Source organism: Pseudoalteromonas sp. KJ63-1, assembly GCF_055808145.1.
This window is the reverse complement of record NZ_JBVVRL010000002.1, coordinates 369759-393713: the sequence shown is the minus strand read 5'-3', so window position 1 is coordinate 393713 and position 23955 is coordinate 369759. Positions and strand designations below refer to the sequence as shown.

General features: G+C 41.0%; 17 protein-coding genes. 3 read left to right on the top strand and 14 right to left on the bottom strand.

The features are described 5' to 3' along the window. Positions 1–21: 21 nt before the first annotated feature. The 6 genes from AC0L7Q_RS18195 to AC0L7Q_RS18170 all read right to left on the bottom strand — a co-directional run bounded on the left by AC0L7Q_RS18195 (position 22) and on the right by AC0L7Q_RS18170 (position 7889). Complete coding sequence (locus AC0L7Q_RS18195) at positions 22–1557, bottom strand: HD domain-containing phosphohydrolase (protein ID WP_409425617.1); 1536 nt, start codon at positions 1555–1557, stop codon at positions 22–24. Positions 1558–1573: 16 nt separating this feature from the next. Further along, a complete protein-coding gene (locus tag AC0L7Q_RS18190; protein ID WP_409425616.1) occupies positions 1574–3691 on the bottom strand; it encodes an ATP-binding protein in 2118 nt (705 codons plus the stop codon). 196 nt (positions 3692–3887) lie between these two features. Continuing rightward, positions 3888–4193, bottom strand: coding sequence for a YkgJ family cysteine cluster protein (locus tag AC0L7Q_RS18185; protein ID WP_409425615.1), 306 nt, complete (start codon positions 4191–4193; stop codon positions 3888–3890). Positions 4194–4348: 155 nt separating this feature from the next. Continuing rightward, positions 4349–4756 carry a substrate-binding domain-containing protein gene (locus tag AC0L7Q_RS18180; protein ID WP_409425614.1) on the bottom strand — a complete coding sequence of 136 codons (408 nt, stop codon included), beginning with the start codon at positions 4754–4756 and terminating at the stop codon, positions 4349–4351. 11 nt (positions 4757–4767) lie between these two features. After that, the gene (locus AC0L7Q_RS18175; RefSeq protein WP_409425613.1) at positions 4768–5841 is read right to left on the bottom strand and encodes a porin; all 1074 of its coding nucleotides are present in this window, start codon (positions 5839–5841) and stop codon (positions 4768–4770) included. Between the two features lie 107 nt (positions 5842–5948). Further along, the gene (locus AC0L7Q_RS18170) at positions 5949–7889 is read right to left on the bottom strand and encodes a RecQ family ATP-dependent DNA helicase (RefSeq protein WP_413403496.1); all 1941 of its coding nucleotides are present in this window, start codon (positions 7887–7889) and stop codon (positions 5949–5951) included. 238 nt (positions 7890–8127) lie between these two features. Between AC0L7Q_RS18170 and AC0L7Q_RS18165 the strand changes: the two genes are divergently transcribed. Continuing rightward, the gene (locus AC0L7Q_RS18165; protein WP_413403494.1) at positions 8128–9432 is read left to right on the top strand and encodes an NAD(P)/FAD-dependent oxidoreductase; all 1305 of its coding nucleotides are present in this window, start codon (positions 8128–8130) and stop codon (positions 9430–9432) included. A 163-nt stretch (positions 9433–9595) separates the two neighbouring features. After that, complete coding sequence (locus AC0L7Q_RS18160; RefSeq protein ID WP_413403492.1) at positions 9596–11095, top strand: phospholipase effector Tle1 domain-containing protein; 1500 nt, start codon at positions 9596–9598, stop codon at positions 11093–11095. A 68-nt stretch (positions 11096–11163) separates the two neighbouring features. Here the strand turns inward: AC0L7Q_RS18160 and nagP are convergent, their stop codons facing one another. From nagP to AC0L7Q_RS18135, 5 genes are all read right to left on the bottom strand, one after another. Continuing rightward, positions 11164–12459 carry an N-acetylglucosamine MFS transporter NagP gene (gene nagP, locus AC0L7Q_RS18155; RefSeq protein ID WP_409425609.1) on the bottom strand — a complete coding sequence of 432 codons (1296 nt, stop codon included), beginning with the start codon at positions 12457–12459 and terminating at the stop codon, positions 11164–11166. A gap of 32 nt (positions 12460–12491) precedes the next feature. Next, positions 12492–13619: an N-acetylglucosamine-6-phosphate deacetylase gene (nagA, locus tag AC0L7Q_RS18150; RefSeq protein WP_409425608.1), complete on the bottom strand. Its 1128-nt coding sequence runs from the start codon at positions 13617–13619 to the stop codon at positions 12492–12494. Continuing rightward, positions 13620–14618: a glucosamine-6-phosphate deaminase NagB-II gene (nagB-II, locus tag AC0L7Q_RS18145; protein ID WP_409425607.1), complete on the bottom strand. Its 999-nt coding sequence runs from the start codon at positions 14616–14618 to the stop codon at positions 13620–13622. After that, positions 14618–15529 carry an N-acetylglucosamine kinase gene (gene nagK / locus AC0L7Q_RS18140; protein ID WP_409425606.1) on the bottom strand — a complete coding sequence of 304 codons (912 nt, stop codon included), beginning with the start codon at positions 15527–15529 and terminating at the stop codon, positions 14618–14620. The genes nagB-II and nagK overlap by 1 nt, the downstream gene beginning before the upstream one ends. 162 nt (positions 15530–15691) lie before the next feature. Beyond that, positions 15692–18382: a family 20 glycosylhydrolase gene (locus AC0L7Q_RS18135; RefSeq protein WP_409425605.1), complete on the bottom strand. Its 2691-nt coding sequence runs from the start codon at positions 18380–18382 to the stop codon at positions 15692–15694. Between the two features lie 466 nt (positions 18383–18848). Between AC0L7Q_RS18135 and AC0L7Q_RS18130 the strand changes: the two genes are divergently transcribed. Further along, entirely contained in the window at positions 18849–19865 is a 1017-nt protein-coding gene (locus AC0L7Q_RS18130) for a LacI family DNA-binding transcriptional regulator (protein WP_409425604.1), read from the top strand. 205 nt (positions 19866–20070) lie between these two features. Here the strand turns inward: AC0L7Q_RS18130 and eat are convergent, their stop codons facing one another. The 3 genes from eat to AC0L7Q_RS18115 are packed head-to-tail and all read right to left on the bottom strand — an operon-like array spanning position 20071 to position 23802. After that, the gene (eat, locus tag AC0L7Q_RS18125) at positions 20071–21483 is read right to left on the bottom strand and encodes an ethanolamine permease (RefSeq protein WP_413403489.1); all 1413 of its coding nucleotides are present in this window, start codon (positions 21481–21483) and stop codon (positions 20071–20073) included. 43 nt (positions 21484–21526) lie between these two features. After that, positions 21527–22399, bottom strand: a complete 873-nt coding sequence (gene eutC, locus AC0L7Q_RS18120; RefSeq protein ID WP_413403487.1) for an ethanolamine ammonia-lyase subunit EutC — start codon at positions 22397–22399, stop codon at positions 21527–21529. After that, a complete protein-coding gene (locus AC0L7Q_RS18115) occupies positions 22396–23802 on the bottom strand; it encodes an ethanolamine ammonia-lyase subunit EutB (RefSeq protein WP_413403485.1) in 1407 nt (468 codons plus the stop codon). The genes eutC and AC0L7Q_RS18115 overlap by 4 nt, the downstream gene beginning before the upstream one ends. Positions 23803–23955 lie beyond the last annotated feature (153 nt).

Genomic DNA, 23955 nt, shown 5'->3' with positions numbered 1-23955 from the left:
GCAATCGGAGCGACAATCTCGTTACTCAGGCCTGTCTAAATAAATTTGTTTAAACGCATTAAAATTCAATTCAAATAATTCAACCAACGTCGGATCGAAATGATTACCTGCGCCTTTAATTATCTCAGCTTTTGCTTCATCCATGCTCCAAGGCTCTTTATAACAACGACGACAACATAACGCATCGAACACATCAGCAATCGCAGTAATTCGGCCCTCTAAACTTATATCTTGCTGTTTTTTAGCGTGCGGATAACCCGCTCCATCCCATCGTTCATGATGATCAATCGCAATATTAGCCGCCATATCAATGACAGGATTTCCCGTACCTTTGAGTATTTCCCAGCCTTTGGTGGTGTGCTGTTTCATAATTTCCCATTCATCAGGGTCTAATTTAGCAGGTTTGTTTAAAATCAAGTCTGGAACGCCAACCTTTCCTACATCGTGCAACTGCGCTGCTAAACTAATTCTATCGCAATATGCTCTATTTTGATCATGTAACTCAGCTAACAATTTGGCATATAAACCTACCCTGATCACGTGGGAACCTGTCTCTTTAGAGCGTGACTCCATCGCTCCACCCATTAACGATATAGCAAGCTGTTGTGTTTCTTCAACTGAATTGGCTAATAATAGGCTTTCAAATGTTAAGACCACATTACCTAAAAATAAATCGACTAGTTGCTGAGCTTCTTTTTTAACCGGTTGTAATGATTGGAATGCTAAAATAGAATCGAGCCCTTTTTGGGAGTGATGAAAATAAACATAATGATCATCTGCTATAAAATTCTGCTTAGTTTGCTTTGCTCTTAAAAAATACTCTTGATGTTTTTGTGGAATACTGTCAATTCCATTGCCTGTGAATAAATGTATGCCAGAAATCTCTCCTTCAATCATTTGTAATCTTTGATCTAGCTGGCAAATGCCAAATACTTTAGGCGCATCAATATAGAGGTTTGCCTCACTCATATTCAGCACTAACTTAAGCTCTTCCATAACAACAGAGGTAAACTCAAATAAATCACCAATTTGGGTAATAGTAGATATTGCTTTTATTAGTCGCTTTAAATTATGGCGGTGGGTTTGTAACATGCAAATATCGCGATACGCTCGCAAAGAAGTATAAAAAATTAATTCAAGGTCATGGCTTTGCAGTTGGCTCTTTGCTTTATAGCCATCAATATCATAATCGCGGATAACACTGCGCTCTGGCGCAACCCCTGGCTGTCCGGTTCTTAAAATAATTCGGCTGTACACATTTTGTAAGTCTTGGCGTATGTAACGAGCAAGCTCTAAGCCTGCATGCTCTGTCTCCATAACAACATCGAGCAAAATTAAAGCATAGCGTTCTGAGCTTTGTAGTTTTTCTTTTGCTTGAGCTGCACTATAAACACTGTGCAGCTCGATAGGGCGTTGCTCAAATTCAAAGCGCTTCATTGCAAGTTGAGTTACTTGGTGCACCGAATCATCGTCATCCACCACTAAAATTTTCCATGGTTCAACGTTTTCAATATCCAAAGCCTGCTTTAAAACGTCATCATCTTGTAACCAATCCATAAACACACCCTGCTAATTATTGAGTTGATAGCGTTAAGGGAAATTGAATGAAAAAATAAACACCTGGTGTTTGTTTTTTCTTTACAAATATTTGCCCTTTCAAGCGGTGTACAACAAGGTTATACACAATATTCATGCCTAAACCGCTACCGCCACCCGCTCTATTTGTGGTGTAAAAGGGATCAAACACTCTTTTTCGAGCTTCTTCAGTCAAGCCGCATCCATCATCTTGATAATGAATTTGAACATATTCTGAGTATTCTATATGAACCGTGATTAGCCCTTTTCGATTGCCATTACCATAGCCGTGGACAATAGAATTCATGACTAAGTTTGTAAAAATTTGCGCTAAAGCCCCCGGATCAGAGTAGACCTCTGGTTCAAGCTCGGTTGCTGTAACCTTAATATCAATCTCTGTCGTTTTTACTGTGTGATACAGGCTTCTGAGCACTTCATTAAAATATTGGCTAATATATAAGCTACGGAGCTCTTCTGTGGTTTGATCAACCGCAACACGTTTAAAGCTGCTGATTAAACCAGCGGCGCGTTGCATATTTTTCAGTAAAATGTCACAACTTAAATCAACTTCAGTAATAAACTCGCTAAACTGCGTTTTACTCAAGGAGCCAGAAGCAACTTTGTTTTTAGTTTCAATTAGTATTTCTCTCAAATGCGACGTCGCAGTTACACAAACACCTAATGGCGTATTCACTTCATGTGCGACGCCACTAACTAAACTGCCAAGTGATGACATTTTTTCTGCTTCAACAAGCTCTTGTTGAGTGCGGCGAAGCTTTATGGTTTGTTCAAGTAAAGCTTGTTCTGCCTCATAGCGTTTACTCGACATTAAATTAATAGAATCACTTAGACGGTCATGAGGGCCGCGCTTAGATACAGTTTGAGAAAAGTCGCCACTGGCTATAGCTGAGCAAACCTGATCAATATCTTTACTGGCTTTAATTAAACGCTCAAAACTTCTAAACATAGTGCCAAGCTCATCTTTTTGAGCCATATATTTTTGAGCATGAATGGATAAATCTCCATTAGCTAGCTGTTCAACAGATTTAATCGCAATATTAATTCGCTTAGTTGTTCTGTTAATAAAATACCAAAAGAGTAAAAAAATCAGTAATACACTTGCAAAAGCGGCTGCCAATAATGGTTTAAATTGCGCTTGAATAGGCCCAATAATATCGGCTTCAGAGCGACGCACTATCACTGTCCAATTACCAGTGGCAACCTTGGCCTTATCAAAATAGAAAACCCCAGAATCAAAAGGATCGTTAGCAGATAGCACCTCTCTTTCTTGTCCCTGTGATTTTAGCTGCTTGGCTATACTTGCATAATTAGTATCTAAAATTGCTTTCGTTTTTAATCCTGAGTAATTCAATGTCGTTGCAATAACGTTGTCGCGTTGACTGAGTAGCAAAACATCAATTTTTAATTGCTGCTTTATGGTTTGTAAAAATTCAGTGATGTCAGCAAGTGCTCTATCTACGCTTGCCATACCAACAAATTCATCGTTAATGATAATGGGCGAGCTTTGTTCAACCAGCATTCTTCCCTCGTAAACATAAGGCTCAGTGATCATCGTCTCGGTATTGCCATCACGTAAAAACTGTTGACGTACTCCCTCATAATAAAGACTAGATTCCATGTCCACCAAGGGCTCAAGTAGCAAGCGTTCAGAGTCACTAAAATCACGATGCCAATAAGGTAAAAAACGACCGGTTTGGTCTACATAAACGCCCTCTTTTAATGGCGAAGCATTCACATAGGCTTGATCTTGATCATCGGCATTAGGCTCATAACCAAAAGAAGCCCCTACGAATGAAGGGTTCATTTTAAGCACTGCTCGAACAAAGTTAATACTTGCCTCTCTATCACCAAACAATCCATTTTGTTGTGCTAAGGCCATAATTTCGGTAGTACGTACTGCTAACTGCGTTTCTTCATTTACTTTTGCAGCAATAGTATCGGCGGTCTGGCTCAAGTTAAGCTTTGCTTGCATAACGGCCTGATTAAGGCTGGTTGAATACCAGTAACTCAAGATACCAGTAATAATGAGCATTACGGGAAATGCCAAATAAAGCAGCATTTTTCCTTGCAATGAATGTATCAGTGTTAGTCGCATAATGAGGCTTTAAAAGAAAAAACCACTACCTTAAAATTTTTAGGATGAGTTTAAAAATTAGACTATAAAAGTAGGGTAGGCAAATGAATTGTGTAGAAATTTATTTATATGTCAGGCTTTAGCAAATACTAAAATTAACAGCAATTTTGCATTAGAGCTAACTGCTAACTTGTTAACGGAGTAATAGCGCAGTAATTTATTCTACTCCTGCAATCTCGCGTTCGGTAATACATTCATCTGACGCCATTTCGAATTCTCGACACGTTAATGGGCGATTTTCGTAAATAGTACACATTAGTGTATTACGATCGAGTGCTTGGCACCAACCATCGTCGCCGCGCTTCATTACTTCACTGCCCCACTTGTCGTAATCAATATACTGAAAAGGGACACCAGTATCGCTAACAATACGCACTTCTAATTGGCAACAACACGCTTGGCAATTAGCACAAGTGACGGCGGTTGTATCGATATTTTCAACAGCAATGATTGAGTTTGACATACAGACTTATGAGAAATGATATACAACCTATAGGATACACGAGCAGAGCAATGGTGACAGTAAAATAACTGTCAGATTTTATAAACATCGTCATATGTAATTAACCAATTACAAAAAAAGCGTGCTGATTAACCAGCACGCTTTTTAGTTGCAGATTAAAAGGTAAAAACCACTTTAACGTTATCCGATACAGCCGATGAAGAGACAAAGCCAATGGTGTTAGGGTTAGCCGCGATCATTTTGATCACTTCACTGTCACTTTCTAACTCTTTAGGCGGTGTGCCCTTTCCTGTAAAAATCAGTTTTGACCAGTACGCTTTTAACTGAGAAGACGTTTTATTGAGTAATTTACTATTAAATTGCTCGGTTGCAGCACTGCTTGATTCTTGAGATATTGGAATGATCTTATTACCATTGCTAAATGACTTTTCTTTTCCTGTATAAATTCGGCTAATAACAGACTCATCAAAACTACTTTCATTTGAGGGATGCACAATAATAGCAAAATCTGCATAGGCGAAGTTAGTAAACAAGAACAATACACATAATATTAATTTTTTCATCTTACTTCTCCTTAAAATACAACATCAACACCAAGCGTGATTGCTTTACTATCACCAGCCACAGCTAAATCAAACGAATCATCTTTAACCCTATCGTATTGCACTTTAAATGCCGCTGACGGATGAAAATCCCACCTCACACCAACAGCAAATGTATTATGCTGCTCTGTATCGCCCTCACCTTCTTGTTCAAAGTCTGAAAACATGACATAGGGGGTAATTGAGTCAAAACGATAACCCGCACTGATCATATAAGTATCGAGATTACCATCTAGGTCTAAGCGGTTAAGTTCACTTAAAACAAAAAAATCACCAAAATCAAGATTTGCAGCTAAGCCATAAAATTTACCATCTCTGCTGTCTTTACCGTCCCACAAAACGGGTTCACCCGCGCGAAAACGCTTGTTGGTATATTGCATGTGGGTCACTCTAAGTTCAAGCCAGTCACGATTAAGTAACATTACGCCGCCTAGCATATCTTCCCAAATTTCTCTTGTCGGCTCTTGAAAGAAGAAGTCTGATAACAGTTTGTTATCGTCATCATCTTCTTTACCGGTATAAACATTTGCAGATACTCCCCAGTCACCTACAGAGCCTGAGTAAAGTAAATTAACCCCCTCGTAGTTAAATACTTGCCATGTATAGTTGTCAGCAGGGGCCCGCATCCACACATATGCATAACCTACATCGAAGAAGTCTGAATAATAAAATAGTGGTAAACGCTTCTTACCGGCTTGAATAGTCCAATTATCGTTAATATCGTAAGAAATATAAGCCCATTCAAAATTTGCCTCAAAGTCGTTAACTCCTCTGGCAACTAGCTGACCAGTTACAGAAAGGCCTTCACCTAAGTCGCCTGATACCTGTAATCCAATCAAAGACTCTGGCGAAAAGGATAAATCTTCAGTGTAGGCACTTACATTTGGATAGTCCGCTAGAAAGGTTGGTTCAACGCCATACTGCGGTACACCGGTGCCGCTTAGCACTTTACCCGCATTAATACTCGCAAAACCTGAAATATTAATTTCAGCATAACTACTTGCTGATACAAATACCCCCAATAGTATAATTTTTTGCAGTTTCATTGATCACCTCATTATTATAATGGCCGTCATAGCCAGCTTGAGTATAGTAAAGCGAGGAAAAGAAACAAAAAATTAACACATTTTATTTTTTATACTGATTTTTAATATTAATTAGGCGCCGCTCTTGATAGTAATATTGCTTTAATTTCGCTGTAACGCTGTTGCTCGCAAAGTGCAAACCCACTTAATTGCCGTACTTTATTGCGTGCAAATAGCGGCACACTCATTCCCGCTAAAAACCGACATTGGGTTTCGATGCCCACATCATGCACGCCTTTCGTTGCCATATGTGCCAAAAACTCATTCACCTTTTGATATATAAGCGCTGTATCAATTTTTGCAGGGGTGATTGAGTATTCAAGCTTGACCGCATGTCCACGGCACACACTACAATGCCCACATTGCTGTGGCGCATTCGCATCATCAAAGTAACGGGCTAAGTTATAGCTTAAGCAAGATTGCAGCTCAAAAAAGCGCACCAAAGCAGCAATCCGTTTTATTTCAGCTTGCTCTTTATCGGTAAAATAATCATGTAACTGCTGGGCAAGTGCAGGGTTATTAATCACCTCGCTATGCACTTTGTACACTTGAGTAATACGTTTGGTTTCAAGGGTGATAAGGTTTTTTTCTGCTAGGTAATCAAGTGCGGCTACCACACGTTTACGGTCAACTTGTGCGGCTTGCGTTAGGGAGTCAAAGTTAAGTGTGCCCCATATTTTTTTAAAGTCGGTATGGCTAAATATTTGCGTTAAAAAAGCTTGGCGCTGCTGATCAAACTGATTAAGCAACTCATTTTTATCAACTAAAAATTTATACTTAAAATCGGCGTAATACGCATATTGCGGGGTTATTGCGCCTTGCATTTCCAGTTGTACCAACAAGGTTTTAAGGGCAAGCTGACGAATATTACTTTCGCTCGATAAGCTATACTCTTGCATTTCCCATTGCTGCTGGGCTTGGCGAATATCGTTAATAACATATTCAATACCGCTTAGCTCTGGGGTATCGCCGTACACAAAATTTTCTACTGTATTTAAGCCATCTAAATTAGCCAGCGTATAACAATTTGAAGGGTTGCCATCACGCCCTGCACGGCCAATTTCTTGGCTGTAGTTTTCAATTGATTTAGGTAAATCGTAGTGAATCACAAAACGAATGTCTGATTTATCAACCCCCATGCCAAAGGCAATAGTGGCGACCACTACATTTATTTTTCCCGCCATAAAATCATCTTGAATTTGCCCGCGTAGGGTATCTTCAAGCCCAGCATGATACGCCATCGCTTGCAGGCCCTGTGCGCTTAACATATTGGCCACTTGCTCAGCACTTTGCTGCAGCGTGACATACACAATACCGGGGCCGGTTTGCGCACGGACAATGTTAGTAAGCTCAGTATTTTTATCCGCGGTTTTAACACTCAATACGCTTAAATCTAAATTAGCGCGATAAAACCCTGTTTGCACAATGCATTGTGTCTCAATAGCAAAACGCTCTGCCATATCGCGTTTAACTTTTTTAGTTGCAGTGGCGGTTAATAGCAGCACTAACGGGATATTTAGCTCTTCACGGTAACGAGGTAGTTTTAAGTAATCGGGTCGAAAGTTATGACCCCATTCAGAAATACAATGCGCTTCGTCTACCACCAACATAGAAAGCGCCACTTGGCTAATAAACTCTCTAAAGCGTTCGTTTTTAAAGCGCTCAACTGACACCATTAACACTTTAATTTTACCACTGCGCACGTCGTTCATTACCGTACTGCTTTGCATTTGATCTTGGCTTGAATCAAGGCTAGCGGCATAAATGCCTTTACTGTTTAAAAAACTTATTTGGTCTTTCATCAGCGCTAATAATGGCGACACCACTAAAGTTAAATGCGGTAAATGCAACGCAGTAAGTTGATAACACAAGGATTTACCCGACCCTGTAGGAAATATAGCCAGTGACGATTGACCATTTAGCAGTTGCTCTATGGTTTGTTGTTGCCCTGCTCTAAACTGACTAAAACCAAAATGTTGCTCAAGAGACTGAACTAGCGAGGTACTCATAAAAGCGTCCTTTTTATGTCGGTGCCCATAAATGCTATAAATGCGCAGTAGATTAAATATTTGTATATAAGATATAAGTATACAGTAAATCACGTGATTTATTGCTGACATGCGCGTTATTTAGGCGCACAATATTACCTAAGTGATGTATTGCCAAAATAATTTTTTTGATACCCAAGTCATTTTAAAAATCAACGTACAGAAATTGCTTCGGTATATTATTTTTAAGGGCATAGTCATGGACAAAACCATACCAAAAATCGTCATCATCGGCGGTGGCGCTGGTGGGCTGGAGCTAGCAACTCAATTAGGGCACAAATTAGGAAAGAAACAACACGCAAATATATTACTCATTGATAAAAACCGCACTCATATATGGAAACCGTTATTGCATGAAGTAGCAACCGGCTCTATTGATGCCGATTTAGATGGCGTTGTATACTCAGCGCATGCCGCCAAGCACCACTATAACTTCCAACTTGGTACCTTTTGTAACCTCGATAACAATAATAAAACCATTACCTTAAGCCCTCTTTATGACGAGCTAGGGCATCAGATTTTACCTAAACGAACCGTTCACTACGATCATTTAGTTATTGCCATTGGCAGTGTCAGTAATGACTTCAATACCCCTGGTATTAAAGAGCATTGCTTTTACCTCGATTCAAACCAACAAGCCGAGCGTTTTCAACACGCCTTACTAGATAACTTTACTCGCCTTCATCAAGACGACGACCCATTGCACTCATTAGACATTGCTATTGTTGGCGGTGGGGCAACTGGCGTTGAGCTTTCAGCTGAGCTGTATCATGTTTCTGATTTACTCAAAATATACGGTTTAACTAATATGTCGGCCAAACGTTTGCACATACATTTGATTGAAGCGGGCCCCAGAATTTTACCGGTGCTGTCTGAGCGAATTGCCAGCTCAGCCAAACGAGAGCTATTAAGATTAGGGGTTACCGTACGGGAAAATACCCAAGTTAAACAAGCAACCGAGCATGGCTTTATCACAAACGGTGACGAGCAAATAAATGCGGACATTATGGTATGGGCAGCAGGAGTAAAAGCACCCGATTTCATTAAAGAGCTAGACATATTTGAGCTGACACGTAACAACCAAATAAAAGTGAATGATTACTTACAAAGTAACTTAGACCCAAAAATCTATGTACTTGGTGATTGCTGCGCGTTTACTCAAGACGATGGGTCTCAAGTCCCCCCACGCGCACAATCGGCTCATCAAATGGCACAATGCGTTGAAAAAAACCTGATTGCTACACTGCGTGAGCAGCCCCTTAAGAAGTTTGAATATAACGACCATGGCTCACTGGTAAATTTATCGCGCTACAGCACGGTGGGCAGCTTAATGGGCAACCTAACCAGTAGTAGTTTTTTTATTGAAGGTAAAATTGCCCGCTTTATGTATATTTCATTATACAGAATGCATCAGCGCGCGATTCATGGCAGTGCCAAAACCTTCGCTTTGTGGATCAGCGAAAAAGTACTGCGTGTTGTTCGCCCAAAAATGAAATTGCACTAAATAACCTGAACTCCAGATAATAAATCCATCTCAAGCAAATTTCAGGTTAAATAGTTACATCAGTCGCGGTAATAAATACAATTAAACAAATATTTATTACCGCCGTCTTTAATTTTTCATAATTCACATATAGATTTACATAAACCATTCACGGAATTTAGTAATGACCTTTAAAACGCTTATTTTTAATTTTGATGGTACCGGCAGTGACCCCCGCGACGCAGACCAGTTTAGTACAGAGCATTTTAAAGAAGACGCCAGTATTTCTAATATTTTAAAGCTACATTTATTGCTCGGCGGTAAACTTGATGATTCACCCACTACCCCATTTTCACAGCAATTAAGTTTTTATTACCAAGGTATAGGCACCAAAGGCAGTCGTTTAAAACGAATTTTAAATAAAACACTTGCCCCACGCTCTGAAGACGTAGCTAGTATTTTGACTCAAGCGTTCACAGATTTTAAGCAAAATTATCAAAGTGGCGATACTGTTCTACTTACCGGTTTTAGCAGAGGCGCTGCATTAGCACGGCGTTTTGCTAAATGCTTAGAGCCACTAATAAATGAGCAAGTATATTTGTGTGTGTTTGACACCGTGGCCTCAATAGGCCTATCAAAGATAAGTAAAGCTGCCCGTGGCGCAGAGCATGTGGTTTTTGAAAATCATACTATTGCCAATAATGTAGCTGGAGCACTACATTGTGTTGCGCTCGATGAAAAACGACGGGCCTTTGAGCCCACATTAATGAATCAACAAGCTAACATTACCGAGCTGTGGTTTGCAGGAGCCCACTCCGATGTAGGGGGCGGCTACTATCGCGATGGACTTGCCGATATTTGCTTGCGTTATGCGCTTGAATGGCTCATTGCTCAACCGCTATCGGTCTCGTTATTAACCAGCCATGACATAGACTATGAAAACCTTTTACCAGAGAGTAACTTGGTTGCCCAAGATGATGTGACAGTTATTCCCGATCCACTGGCGCTAAGTCATCAACAAAATTACTTTTGGTTAAACCCATTTTTTAAACTCGTTGATAGGCAGTGCTGTGTATTAGTCAACGATGAAATCAGCCACAACGCTCCATTAATACATCACAGTGTTGCCCAGCGAATTAATAAACTAACCAGCTACCGACCTGAATCGTTAAAAAATATACATTATAAAATGATTTACAGCGATGACAGTACACTAAACTTTATGGGGCTTAGTAGTCATATAATGCTCGCCAATCAAAATATGAGCTTACTGAGTGTTAATCAAAGCCAAGATGTGATGGTGTACGCCAGTGAAGCCTACAACGCTACCGGCTTAATGCTTGCCCAGGGTGCAACCTATCGCTTTACTCCTTACCCTAACCAATTTTGGTATGACGATGGTGTAAAGTGCCCTCCCTCTGGCTGGCATCGCGATAATGTGCAACTCGGCGTTAAAGAAATCCCTATGGCATTACTTGAGCCATTTAGGCGTTTAGCTGCGGCGCAGTGGTTTAGTTTAATAGGTACAATTGGCCAAAGCGATGAGCACGCATTTGAAATTGCCGAAGGCGTTGAAGTTACAATTAAAAAATCGGGAGAATTTTGCCCATTTGCTAATGATTTAAATCGTTTTTATGGGGCGAATGCTGGCAGAATAAAGCTCAAGGTAACACGCTTAAGCTGATAAAGTGCCCTAATAATCAGTGCACTTTATACTGCAAAGTGCACTGAGCTAGGGATAGCTGGTGGATGTTATTGCTTTTTCATTTTATGCCCTTTCACGGCATAAAATAATATAAATAAGTAACAAGGTAACAATACAGAATAGCCAGTTTGTAACGAGGTAAAACCACTTAGTAAACCCCACAGCACTGGACCAAATGCACCACCTGCAATACCCATTACTAACAGTGCTGAGCCTGTGCTGGTTAGTTTACCTAACCCTGATAACGCTAGTGGGAAAACCGCTGGCCAAACAATGGCGTTTGCTAAGCCTAAAAAGGCAATTAGTAGTAAAGCGTCTGGTAAATTAGCGCCTCCTAAAGGCACCAGTATGGCATTGGCAATAACAAACGACTGCGCATCAATAAACAAAATACACAGGGTGATCACAATACCCAATACTGCCGATGCTGTTAAGGCCGCTTGCTGAGTGATGAATTTAGGGATAAGCATAATACCTAAAATATAACCAAACACCATAAACATCATAGTGTATGAGGTCATTACCCCATAGTTTTCAATACCCAGCGATAGTGCAAAAGTACCTATGGTATCGCCAGCAATAACCTCTACCGCAACATATAAAAAGATAGCAATAGCACCTAACACTAAGTTTGGATGAGAGAGTGTTTCACGAATTTCACTTTTATCGTTTATTGATTCAACTTCATCATTGATAAGCTCTGGCAGCGGTGATTTTTTAACTGCAAAAGCTAATACACCAATGAATAGAGCCATGCCTAAGTAAGGTAAAATAAGGCCATTTGCCATATCATCAACTTGCCGTTGGCTTAGCTCTGTGCCTACCGTACCGGTAAAGTTACTTAAAATTAAGGCGGTAAATACCATCGGTGAGATAACTCCCGCGCCTTTATTTAAAATCCCCATAATACTAATACGTACAGCCGCCGATTCTTCTGGCCCTAAACGAACTACATATGGGTTAACCGCGGTTTGTAATAAGGTTTGTCCTGCGCCCATCACCAACTGCGCTAATAAAAATAAGGGGAAAAACTGCGACATAGCAGCAGGAATAAACATTAAGCCTGCTACCATCATACAGCCCATACCCAATGCCATACCGTTTTTATAGCCGACTTTTTTGATCAATACTGCCGAGGGCAGCGCAGTAAATGTAACAGCGATATAAAAGGAAAATAAAATTAACGACCCTTGAAATGGGGTTAACTGTAAAATTTGACTTAAGTAAGGCATTAACGAGCCATTAAGCCAAGTAGCAAAGCCCAGTATAAAAAATAATACCGCAACAATGGCCATTGGGACCACGCTACTATTTTTGGACGTATCCATAACATTGGTTGTCATGTTATTTTCCTTTATTTATATTTATTATGTTGTTAACAAACCTGAGCGCCGCCAATCCACGTGCTAATGACTTGTTGTTGTGTGTTTAATTGTACAAAATCTGCTGGACTACCCAATATTAATCGTCCGTGTGTGGCAGGCAACTTTAAATACTGAGCAGGATATAAACTCGCCATTTTAAGCGCTTGCGCTAATGGCTGTTTTAAATGAGTTACAGTGTTTCTAACTGCGGTTGCCATATCAAGCGCAGAGCCGGCCAACTCACCAGTTGTAGACGTGAGCTTACCATTCTCTAAGCTGACAGTTCGGTCAAAAAAAGCAAACTGAGTATCATCTGTTCCCACAGGTGGCATCGCATCAGTAACTAAAAATACGCGCCCCAGTGGTTTTGCTTTTAATGCCAGTTGGCATGCTGCGTAATCAACATGATGGCCATCAACAATTAAGCCACAATAAGTATCATCATTTAATAATGCACAGCCAACCACTCCCGGCTCACGACCTTGTAATGGTGACATAGCATTATACAAATGCGTAAATCCGGTTGCCCCAGCATCAACACCTTGTTGAGCCTGTTCAAAGCTTGCATTGGTGTGGCCTAAGCAAACCTGAATTCCTAAATCGCGCATTTTAGTAATATCGCTTGGCAAAACATTTTCAGGCGCTAAGGTTACAACGACTTTACCTAAATCTTGGCGAGATAACACCTGCCATTCTTGTTCAGAAATAGGACGAATAAAATCAGCGCTGTGAGCCCCCTTTTTTGCCACTGACAAATGCGGGCCTTCAAAGTGAATACCAATAATACCAGGCGTTTGCTGGGCTATCGCCTGCGCAATTACATCGGCTGCTTGGCGCATTACTTCTACAGTGTCAGTAATTAACGTTGGCAGCATGGCGGTTGTACCGTATTTAGCATGCGCTAGCAGTATTTTTTTAACCCCTGCGACACTGCTAGTACGGTTAAATAATTCACCGCCGCCGCCATTCACTTGTAGGTCAATAAAGCCGGGGGCAACTAGCCCAATTAAGTGCTCATCTGCCTGCTGCACGTTATCATCTATAGCTGTAATAATACCCGCATCAACGCTTAGCACTTTGTCATTAACAAAGTGCTCGCCATCAAAAAACTGGGCTACATAAATTCGTTTAACTGACATTTATAATGTCCTTGTTACTTTTTTAAGCCCCTTTGGCTCATCAGGATTAAAACCACGGCTTAATGCCACTTTTGCCACATCAAGGTAAAAACGCTGTAACACTAAAAATGGCGCTAATCGCGGGTGTACTTTAATACCTTGTTGATTAAGGCTAATCACTTGTGCACCGCGTTTTTTTACTTCAGCAATTTGCTGCTGATGTGACTCTTTGGTTTCATCATCAACCGAACAATCTAAAATCACCAGTCCTTGCTCAACTAAGGTCACCGGACCATGTAAAAACTCCGCACTACTAAATGACTCAGCATGAATAGCACACACCTCTTTAAGCTTAAGTGCCATTTCTTTTGAGATAGAAAACCCTAAACCACGTGCCAATACCACCATATTCTTAATATTTGCAAACTCAGTAGGTTGTAACTGAATTGGCGAATCTATAATGGCATTAAGCGCGCTAGGTAACTCGTTAAGCGATTGTAATAATGACTCATTTTGCGTCCAATTAGCAACAATATGTACTAATGCCGACAGCGTTGCCAAATAGCTTTTTGTTGCCGCCACCGAAATTTCATCGCCGGCTTTAAGGGGAACAAAATCATCGACTATGTCTTGCAGGGGGGACGCTTCATCGTTAACCAGCGCAATACAATAAGCGCCCGCCTCTTTCGCCATTTTTGCCTGAGCCAAAATATCTGGGCTGCGTCCTGATTGAGAAATGACAATCACAACAGCGCCTTCCAGCTTTAGTGTTTTACCATATACACTCGCCACTGATGGCGCTGCTGAACTGACCGGTACACCCGCTTCAATTTCAATTAAATACTTACCAAAAACGCCAGCATGATCTGAAGAACCACGACCAATCATCATAACCACCTTAGGGGCCATATCGCGAAGCTTATGACCAATTTTTTCCACTAAAGGTTGGTTGGCAATAATTTGCTTTTCAATAACATTTGGCGTTTGCGCCGCTTCTTTTTCCATTAGTGTGTTAAACATCATAACTCCTGACTGCTGTAATTAACGTGCTGTTGTTTAGCGTAAAGTACAGACCCCATTTCTGGTGACGATAATGGGGCTGATAAAATAGCTTGTATCTCTGAGTCTAACCATGTTGTCATCACGGTTGATAAGCCACCAATAAACGAAAGCCTTGGTGGGTTTTTATCTAATAATTGTCGTGCAATGTCGCTTAAATAAGCGCCACCTTCTTTTAAAATAGCAATTGCTGTGGCATCGTTCGCTTGTGCGGATTGAAAAACACAACCTGCAAGTTGCGCAAAAAAAGCGGCAGGTTTATTGGCAATTACTTCAACAAGTTGCATTGCATCACTGACTTCTAAATACTTCATTAACAAATTAGTAAGCGTACCACTTGGGATTAATTTATCTAGGCTAAGCAGCACATACTGACAAGCAGTAAAACCAATCCATGCACCACTGCCTTTATCACCGTGTGGGAAACCATGACCACCAATCATAAACGATTGGCCATTAACGTATGAGAATCCACACGAGCCCGTACCAGCAATCATCACTGTGCCATCGCCGCCCTGATGAGCGCCCATACAAGCAATGAGTAAATCAGTAGTTAAGTGCATAGTTTTAAATGGGTGTTGCCACTGCATCATTTGGTTATGCAAACTTGGTAAGTTAACCCCTGCTAAACCAACCCCTGCAATAAGCTCAGATAAAGGCGTATCTTTGAGCCCTGCATCTTGTAATGCTAAACGCGCTGATTGCTCAATAGAATGAGTTGCTTGGTTGAAACCATGTAACGGGTTACCAGGGCCTGCCACGCCAGTGCCGACTATGTCATTACAGCTATTGACGATAATTGCTTTACATTTAGTGCCGCCGCCATCGATCCCCACAAAGAGTTGATTGTTTTTAATATTGTTGGTGATCATTTTTGCCTCTTAAGTTGTTCGACCGTTTTGCAAAACACTAAAATAAAACCGGACTGTCATACTGTATGAATCTCATACTAGCACAAATGACAGCGTTGTCATTATTTTATTTACAAATAAATAACTTCTTTAATCGTCATTAATTTGATGGAAAAACGCACCTTAACGGTGCGTTACTTTAAGCTTTCTACTAACACGACTAGTTGATGGAGTCTTAGAGCGAACCCATACATCTTGTGTTACTTTGACCGGTTTTGTGTAGGTTTGCCATTGCTCAGATCCTTGTTTGTATTCAATCACTAAACCAGGGTAAGCAATATTGGCGAACAGCATCCCGTTATCAATTTTAGCCCCTGCATTTGCAAGGCGATAATGCACATCTGCACGTTCTAACTTGGCAAATTCTTTTAGTCCCATGGTGGCAGCAAACGTTTGCCATTGTTCATCGCGCTGCTGCTTTAATTCAGGGCTAAAGCGATTTGTTTGTTGGCTATAAACAAAGCCATTATGATCATACGGTACCGCCCAATCCGCTTTATGCCATGCACGCTGGGCCAGAGATAATAACCGTGGGAACAGCTTATATTCAGCCATATTATTGGTACGCGTATTTTCGCTCCATAACTGCCCTTGAATACCCACAAAACGTTTGTCTTTTGCTAAAGGCGCGGATACCACATTGCCTTGCTCATCATGCTGTAATGTGTCATCAGCTACATAAGGCTTATCTTCTCGATCGAGCCAAAATTCAGCATGAATAGGCAAATTATCTGGCATAAACTGAAATATCTTTTCAGTATTTATATGCCTTGAAGCCCAGTAATAACCATGCTCTTGTGGGTCTGCTTCATACGGAAAGTCAAAATACAGTACATCTGGCGACGAAAGCACTGCTTGCCAATTTCTATTAGCAAATTCATGTGCACGCTGATGGCCATTCCACATTAATAAATCCCAAACATTACCTTGCACAATCTCTGGCATATTCTCTGGGTTAGTGTGCGATAAACCATCGCTCCATGCTGCGGTTTCAATATCCATATCAGCCAACATGTTGGCAATACGTTCAATAAAATAGCTGCCCAGCTGACCTGCTTCGGTAATTTCTAACTTATTTTGTTTAATAAAATCGGCACAAGCAGGTGAATCAACCCATGCTCCTGCAGTTTCATCTGCGCCTATGTGATAACGAGTTAGCGGATGTTGTGCCTCACTATGAATACTTTTTACTTGCTCCATTACCTCACGGATAAACGCATAGGATGAGTCTAAACACACATTGATAGTATTATCGTTATAGTGTTGTACCGACGAATAGAGCGTTTTATCAAGCGGGTCATAGAGTAAAAACTGTTCGGCTTTTTGTTTATCGCCTTGTTTTATGTACTTATTATAACGCGCTTGCATGGCTTTAATTGCAGCGCGAGAATGCCCTGGCATGTCAAGCGATGGGATCACTTGAATGTGGCGCGCACTCGCCGCTTTAAGTATTTCTTGGTAGTCAGCTACCGAATAATAGCCGTTTGCTGCACTTGAAGTATCAAGTCCTGCGCCTAATTGTGGCATTAAACATTGCTGCTCACTTTGATCAAAACAACGCTTTGCACCTACATCGGTTAGCTCAGGAAGTGATGGAATTTCTAAACGCCAGCCTTCATCATCACCTAAGTGTAAATGTAGCTTGTTAAGTTTATAAGCCGCCATTTGATCAAGTAACTTTAAAATAAAGCCCTTATCACGAAAGTTTCGCGCTACATCAACCAACACACCTCTAAACTGATAATGCGGTGCATCAACAACCTCTCCCACAGGTAATATATTACTGTTAACCTGATATAAGCTCGCTAAACTTTGCAGGGCATAAAAAACACCCGTTTCGTCAACTGCATCGATTACAACCTCATCGGCTTTAATTGCTAATTTATAACTACCATTAAGCTGATCTTTTTTAACAGTGGAATTAAGTGTTACTTTAATTGCCGCTGCATCATCGCTTATATTAATACCTAATAGTGCCAAGCGCTCAATTGCAGCTAATACACTTGATTTATCAACTTCTGCATAGTTAATATTAAGCCCTTGGCTAATATCAAGCGTTTGAGTTTGACTAAACTCGCTAACGCGTGGGGTGGGTATAATTTGCTGAGCAATGACATTACTCACTTGATTTTGCGAGGTTAAATAAGCTGAAAAGTCATACTTTTCATTTCGCTCAAATAAGCGCTCGGCTGTTAGCCACTGTGTTTTGTCGCCCGCAGTACGTTTAAACTGACGAGTGTAATCGGTATAAGGCTCTACATGTGGTAATAGCTCTAAGCCGGTCTCTGGATCAATTTTAGGCTTTGTACTTTCAATCACTTTAGCGGTGTCATTGTTATTCACCACGATATAGTTAGGAATGGCATCACTTTGCGATAATGACCAAAAATGCGCATAAAAAGTAATCGTTTTAGTCTCACCGGCTTTAAAGCCAGTAAACCCGTCTTTAAGCTCAATGACATGAATATCGCCATTAACGTGTTTAATAGTAAATTCATCGCTAACCGACTTTTGTATTGGCGTAATTTGGCTAAAGTAAATTTTCCATTGGTCAACATTAATCGCCGAGTTGGCAGTTAAATGTAAATTCGCTTTAAAACAGTGACCGTTTTCAATCTTTGGATCGCACTGTGCTGATGGGCGGTTATCAACTTGCTGATATTTTATTTGTAATGTGTTAGCAAGTAACTCCACCGCACTGTCGTTTGCAGGGCTTAATTGAACCGATACTGTATTTTGCTTATCAACTTTGCCCTGACACGCACTCAAACCTATTGCTAAGCAGCATGCTGTCAGTAATGATTTAATCTTCATTCGCTACTTTCCTCTATTGTATTAACTTAGTCACTCAAGCACCTCTTTCAAATGCTAAAATTGATCCTGCTTTTAAATCAACCACTATTCATATCTAGCAATTGCCAGCTTAGCGTGCGCCACTCATGACAACGCTGTCATTTAACTGTTAATGTATCCTTTTTTTCTTTTATAGCTACATAGGGGGCAAAAAAGATACAAAAATTTTACATGCATACGTCTTTTTTTATTTTAAACCATTGTATTTAAATTAAATTTAAATATTACTAAATTATTACCTAAAACTTTATCTACCATTCTCACAAGAAAGGCGTATAAATTAACTGTTAAAATTCAATGATGTCTTTATAATTTAGTCGTCAAATAATAAAAACCGAGTACTGTTAACCGCTTTTGCTGTAGTCGTTAACCGATAAAGATAAATTAGTATAGTACCCAAAATGATATGTAAAGGTCTATTAAGCCGATGAGAACAACAATAAACGACGTGGCAAAAGATGCCGGAGTATCAATAAAAACGGTATCAAGAGTAATAAATAACGAAACCTCGGTCCGTGACAATACCCGTGAAAAAGTCATGGCGTCGGTCGAAAAGTTGAACTTTCAGCCAAATTTAGCTGCAAGAAGTCTTGCAGGAACAAAAGCTTACAGCATAGCTTACATATACGACAACCCTAATGCGTACTACATTATCGACATGCAAAATGGTATTTTAGATGCGTGCAAAAAGCAGGGATTTGAACTACTTATTCACCCATGTGATGCCAAAGAAGCGCATATTTTTGATGAAATTACGAATATGATTAAACGCACTCGTATCGCGGGAATTTTACTCACACCGCCCTTTTCTGAAATGCCGGAGTTTGTTGAAAAGCTGACTCAATTAGACCTAAAAGTTGTGCGTATTTTATCGGGGCACAACGCGCCTGACTCATTAACACCCTGTATTATGATTGATGATAATCTCGCCTCAAAGTCAATTACTGAGCATCTAATTAATAACGGCCACACGCGCATTGGCTTTTTAGCCGGTGGCAGCGAGCATAACTCGACCAAAGAGCGCTTGGAAGGTTACAAAGCAGCGTTAACGCAATACGACATTACTATAGATCCAAGTTTAATTATTGACGGCGAATATTCATTTGAGTCGGGGGTTGAGGGCGCTAAAACACTCATTAGCCAAACAAACAGACCAACCGCTATCGTCTCATGTAATGATGAAATAGCTGCCGGTGCGTTATTTGCAGCCAGATTAATGAACATTGACATACCCAGTGAACTTTCTATAACAGGGTTTGAGGATAGCCCATTCTCGCGTCAAACATGGCCAAAACTCACCACGGCTCATCAGCCTAATAATAAAATTGCCGAAGATGCGGCCAGCTTGTTAATAGCACAAATTCGTAATGGCAATGACCGCGATATTATAAAACTATACACTCCTGAGCTCGTCGTTAGAGACTCTACCGCACGTCCTAGTTAGCTTTTATTAGGTTAACCATATAATTGACTTCTGCGCTGTAACAAACGTTCAGCGCAGTGTTGTATTAAAAACGGCCTACTTTTTGAATATACCTTCTGTATTACTGAGTTTATTTACAATAAAAAGCGCGGTAAGTTAAAACTTACCGCGCCATTACAAACTCTTCGAAGATTAAAGCCACATGAGTTATTTTGGTAAATGAAAATTACCCCTCACTTATCGCTGTATTTAAACCAGCCTCAGCATCGGCTAGCATAGCAAACTCCTCATCGGCACTTTTGGCCACTAAATGTTTAGAGCTAAAGCCAAAGTAATACGCCGCACCGACTATAAATAACACCATAGTGTATAAAAAAGCGCGGGGATCAAAGGCGTACACACCGGTCAGTGCAATCAAGGATAAGCACAATGCAATACTTGAAGTGACAATGCCGCCAGGCGTTTTATAAGGTCGAGGTAAATCAGGTTGTTTTACGCGTAACATTATATGACTCAGTGCCATTAATGCATACGATACCGTTGCCCCCACTACCGCCATAGCTAACATTAAATCGCCCTCACCACTTAGTGAGGCTAAAAAACCAAATACAGCAGGTACAATAAGCGCTCGTGCTGGCACTTTTCGCGCTGTGGTAATTGATAACGAACGCGGTAAATACCCAGCACGCGATAACGCAAAAACCAAACGGCTATAGCCGTAAATAATAGAGAAAAACGATGCAACCAATCCTGCTAACCCTAATATATTAACCACGGTAGCTAAATCGCTATTGCCCGTCGCATTTAACGCATCCACCAGCGGAACTGCACTCGCGCCCATTGCTTTTGCACCTGCTGCGCCAGGTACTAACACAACCACTAATAACGCGGTAAACAATAAAAATACCATAGCGCCAATAATACCTTTAGGTACATCGTTAGCTGGATCTTTTGCCTCTTCAGCCGCCAATGGCACGCCTTCAACCGCTAAAAACAACCACATAGCAAAAGGTAAAGCTGCCCATACCCCATACCAACCCAAAGGTAAAAATTCATTCGCACCTGCGGCATCAGTTACTGCAACATCAAATAAGTTGGTAGCGTCAAAGTTTGTAATTAAAACCACTGCCGTTGCAACAATAGCCAGTACCGCTAAACCGCTTATTACCATCATTACTTTCAGCGCTTCACCTACACCCGCTAAATGAATACCTACAAACACCAAATAAAATAGTGCATAAACCCATGGGCCATTAAACCCCGTTAACGCCTCCACTGCAGATCCAATAAATATCACAATGGCAGCCGGTGCTAACGCATATTCAATTAACACCGCAAGGCCAGTTAAATAACCACCCGTTGGCCCCATTGCTTGGCGAGCAAAGCTATAACCTCCTCCAGCAGCAGGAATAGCAGCTGACATTTCAGCCAGCGATAACACTAAGGTAAGATACATAATCGCCATTAACACTGCCGCTATCGCGAAGCCGCCCCAGCCAGCTTCTGCAATACCAAAGTTCCACCCAGCAAAGTCTCCTGAAATCACATACGATACCCCTAACCCTGCCAGCAATAACCAACCTGCAGTGCCACCTTTGAGCTGCCTTTTTGCTAAGTACTCTGAATTATTAGTAGACATAACATCCTCTTTATCGATATTTCATTTTTATTGTTAATTACCGTTATTCCGCATTTAAAAAATGACGGCTCGATTGTTGATGCTCAATCACATCATCCTGTGTCCGATCTTTTAAGTTCACTCCTGTTAGTTTTAATGTTTTAGCTTCATTTAATAAGTAAGCTGCCCGTCTTGCCGCATCAATATAGGGCAAACCGGCAGGACGGATATTAGATATACAATTACGCAGCGAATCATTAAGTCCTGTTTTAGGCTCCCAGGTTAAATAAAGCCCCAAGCTATCTGGTGAGCTAAGCCCCGGGCGTTCACCAATGAGCACCATTACAATTTGGGCATTTAATAGCTCACCAATATCATCACCAATGGCTACTCGCCCTTGTTCAACTAAGGTGATTGGTGCAAGAGTAAGTGAAATATTAACGCTCAACTGTGAAAGTAATTCAGTTATAAAAGGAGCTGCATTTTTTTGAACCGCCAACGATGACAAACCATCAACGACCACAATGGCTAAGTCGTATTTTTCTTGAGTACTTTGCTGTTGCTCAGCAACAAAATTGAGTAATGATTGACGACTATTCTCATTTAGCTTTCGACCTAAGTCCGGTCGTTGTAAATAAGTGACTCTATCAACCGCTTGGCTGTGTAAATGCAATACACGGGCATTGGCTTTAGTAATAGCGGTTAACTTTGCTTTCATTTCATTGATATCAAGTGGAAAATTGACTGCGTCGCGTGCTTGCGCATGCGACAGTTGAAACGCCAGCATTTCAGAAGTAGGTAAACTAATACCTGCTCGACCAAGCCCTATGCGAGCATCAGTAAACTGGCGTAAGTCACGCCATGGGTTATGCACCACATTGCCATTATTTTTATGATCAGTGTTAGCCAGGTCATTTGATTTAATATCAGCAGTCATGAACGACCTCCTGCCAGCGCATTTAACGGTTTAGCAAATGCAGCGGGGAGACTGTGCGATAAAGTAACATCGCTACTGTTTTTCATAATGTTCATGTTCGTAAGCCACTTTTCAAATTCTGGCGCGGGACGAGAGCCTAGAACTCGGCGCACGTATAACGCATCATGAAATGAGGTAGTTTGGTAATTGAGCATAATGTCATCGGAGCCCGGAATCCCCATCACAAACGAGCACCCAGCTACACCAAGCAGCGTAAGTAAATTATCCATATCATTTTGGTCAGCCTCGGCATGATTGGTGTAACACACGTCACATCCCATCGGAATACCCAGTAATTTGGCACAAAAATGATCCTCAAGCCCCGCGCGGGTAATTTCTTTGCCATCAAATAAATACTCCGGGCCTATAAATCCCACCACCGTATTAACCAACAATGGATTAAATTTTCGTGCAACGGCATACGCGCGAGTTTCGCAGGTTTGCTGATCAAGCCCGTGATGCGCATTAGCCGAAAGCGAGCTGCCCTGCCCTGTTTCAAAATACATCACATTATCGCCTACCGTGCCGCGCTTTAAGCTCAGCGCAGCTTCTTGTGCCTCAGCTAAAGTATTTAAATTAAACCCAAAGCTCGAATTGGTGGCTTCTGTTCCACCAATAGACTGAAACACTAAATCAACCGGTGCCGCCGCTTCTATGCATTCAATCGTATTAGTGACATGGGTAAGCACACAGCTTTGGGTAGGAATTTCATATTTTTGAATCACCTCATCCATCAATGTCATCAACTTAATAGCCTGCGCTACATTGTCGGTTGCGGGGTTTATACCTATTACCGCATCACCATTACCGTACAGCAACCCATCTAAAATACAGGCCGCAATACCGTTAATATCATCCGTAGGATGGTTAGGTTGCAAACGAGTAGATAAATGGCCAGGTAAACCAATGGTATTTCTAAATGCACTGGTTACATGGCATTTTTTAGCAATAAGAATAAGATCCTGATTACGCATTATTTTGCTAACAGCCGCAGCCATTTCCGGGGTGATCCCTTGTCTCACACTTGCAAGTACCGAGGGAGTTGCAAAGTCACTTAATAACCAATTACGAAAATCTCCCACGGTTAAATGAGCAATCGCCATAAATGCATTAGCATCGTGATCGTCCATAATTAAGCGGGTTATTTCATCGTCTTCATAAGCAATCAGTGCCTCATTTAAAAATGTCTTCAACGGAATATCCGCTAAGGTCATTTGCGCCACCGCTCGCTCTTGCGCTGATTGAGCAATAACACCCGCTAACCTGTCACCTGAGCGATGAGGAGTGGCTTTTGCCATTACTTGCGCCAAATTTTTAAAATTATACACCTGCGTGCCCAGTGTATATCGGTACCTTTGCCCCATGATCTACTCCACATAACAACTAGTTCAAACCTTGGTACAGGTTTTGCTGACCTATAAGCTATAAATCAATTTTGTTTAGTTTCAAGAGAGCTTAATTCGTACCAAGACACTATCGAATTTTGGCAAATCATCATTTTTAGCTTTATTTCATAT

Excerpts from the sequence above, each read along its gene's own strand:
- AC0L7Q_RS18175 (WP_409425613.1), bottom strand. The coding sequence starts at position 5,841 with ATGAAACTGCAAAAAATTATACTATTGGGGGTATTTGTATCAGCAAGT.
- eutC (WP_413403487.1), bottom strand. The coding sequence starts at position 22,399 with ATGACTGCTGATATTAAATCAAATGACCTGGCTAACACTGATCATAAA.
- nagK (WP_409425606.1), bottom strand. The coding sequence starts at position 15,529 with ATGATCACCAACAATATTAAAAACAATCAACTCTTTGTGGGGATCGAT.
- eat (WP_413403489.1), bottom strand. The coding sequence starts at position 21,483 with ATGTCTACTAATAATTCAGAGTACTTAGCAAAAAGGCAGCTCAAAGGT.
- AC0L7Q_RS18115 (WP_413403485.1), bottom strand. The coding sequence starts at position 23,802 with ATGGGGCAAAGGTACCGATATACACTGGGCACGCAGGTGTATAATTTT.
- AC0L7Q_RS18170 (WP_413403496.1), bottom strand. The coding sequence starts at position 7,889 with ATGAGTACCTCGCTAGTTCAGTCTCTTGAGCAACATTTTGGTTTTAGT.
- AC0L7Q_RS18135 (WP_409425605.1), bottom strand. The coding sequence starts at position 18,382 with ATGAAGATTAAATCATTACTGACAGCATGCTGCTTAGCAATAGGTTTG.
- AC0L7Q_RS18165 (WP_413403494.1), top strand. The coding sequence starts at position 8,128 with ATGGACAAAACCATACCAAAAATCGTCATCATCGGCGGTGGCGCTGGT.
- nagA (WP_409425608.1), bottom strand. The coding sequence starts at position 13,619 with ATGTCAGTTAAACGAATTTATGTAGCCCAGTTTTTTGATGGCGAGCAC.
- nagB-II (WP_409425607.1), bottom strand. The coding sequence starts at position 14,618 with ATGTTTAACACACTAATGGAAAAAGAAGCGGCGCAAACGCCAAATGTT.
- AC0L7Q_RS18185 (WP_409425615.1), bottom strand. The coding sequence starts at position 4,193 with ATGTCAAACTCAATCATTGCTGTTGAAAATATCGATACAACCGCCGTC.
- AC0L7Q_RS18180 (WP_409425614.1), bottom strand. The coding sequence starts at position 4,756 with ATGAAAAAATTAATATTATGTGTATTGTTCTTGTTTACTAACTTCGCC.
- AC0L7Q_RS18160 (WP_413403492.1), top strand. The coding sequence starts at position 9,596 with ATGACCTTTAAAACGCTTATTTTTAATTTTGATGGTACCGGCAGTGAC.
- AC0L7Q_RS18130 (WP_409425604.1), top strand. The coding sequence starts at position 18,849 with ATGAGAACAACAATAAACGACGTGGCAAAAGATGCCGGAGTATCAATA.
- nagP (WP_409425609.1), bottom strand. The coding sequence starts at position 12,459 with ATGACAACCAATGTTATGGATACGTCCAAAAATAGTAGCGTGGTCCCA.
- AC0L7Q_RS18190 (WP_409425616.1), bottom strand. The coding sequence starts at position 3,691 with ATGCGACTAACACTGATACATTCATTGCAAGGAAAAATGCTGCTTTAT.
- AC0L7Q_RS18195 (WP_409425617.1), bottom strand. The coding sequence starts at position 1,557 with ATGGATTGGTTACAAGATGATGACGTTTTAAAGCAGGCTTTGGATATT.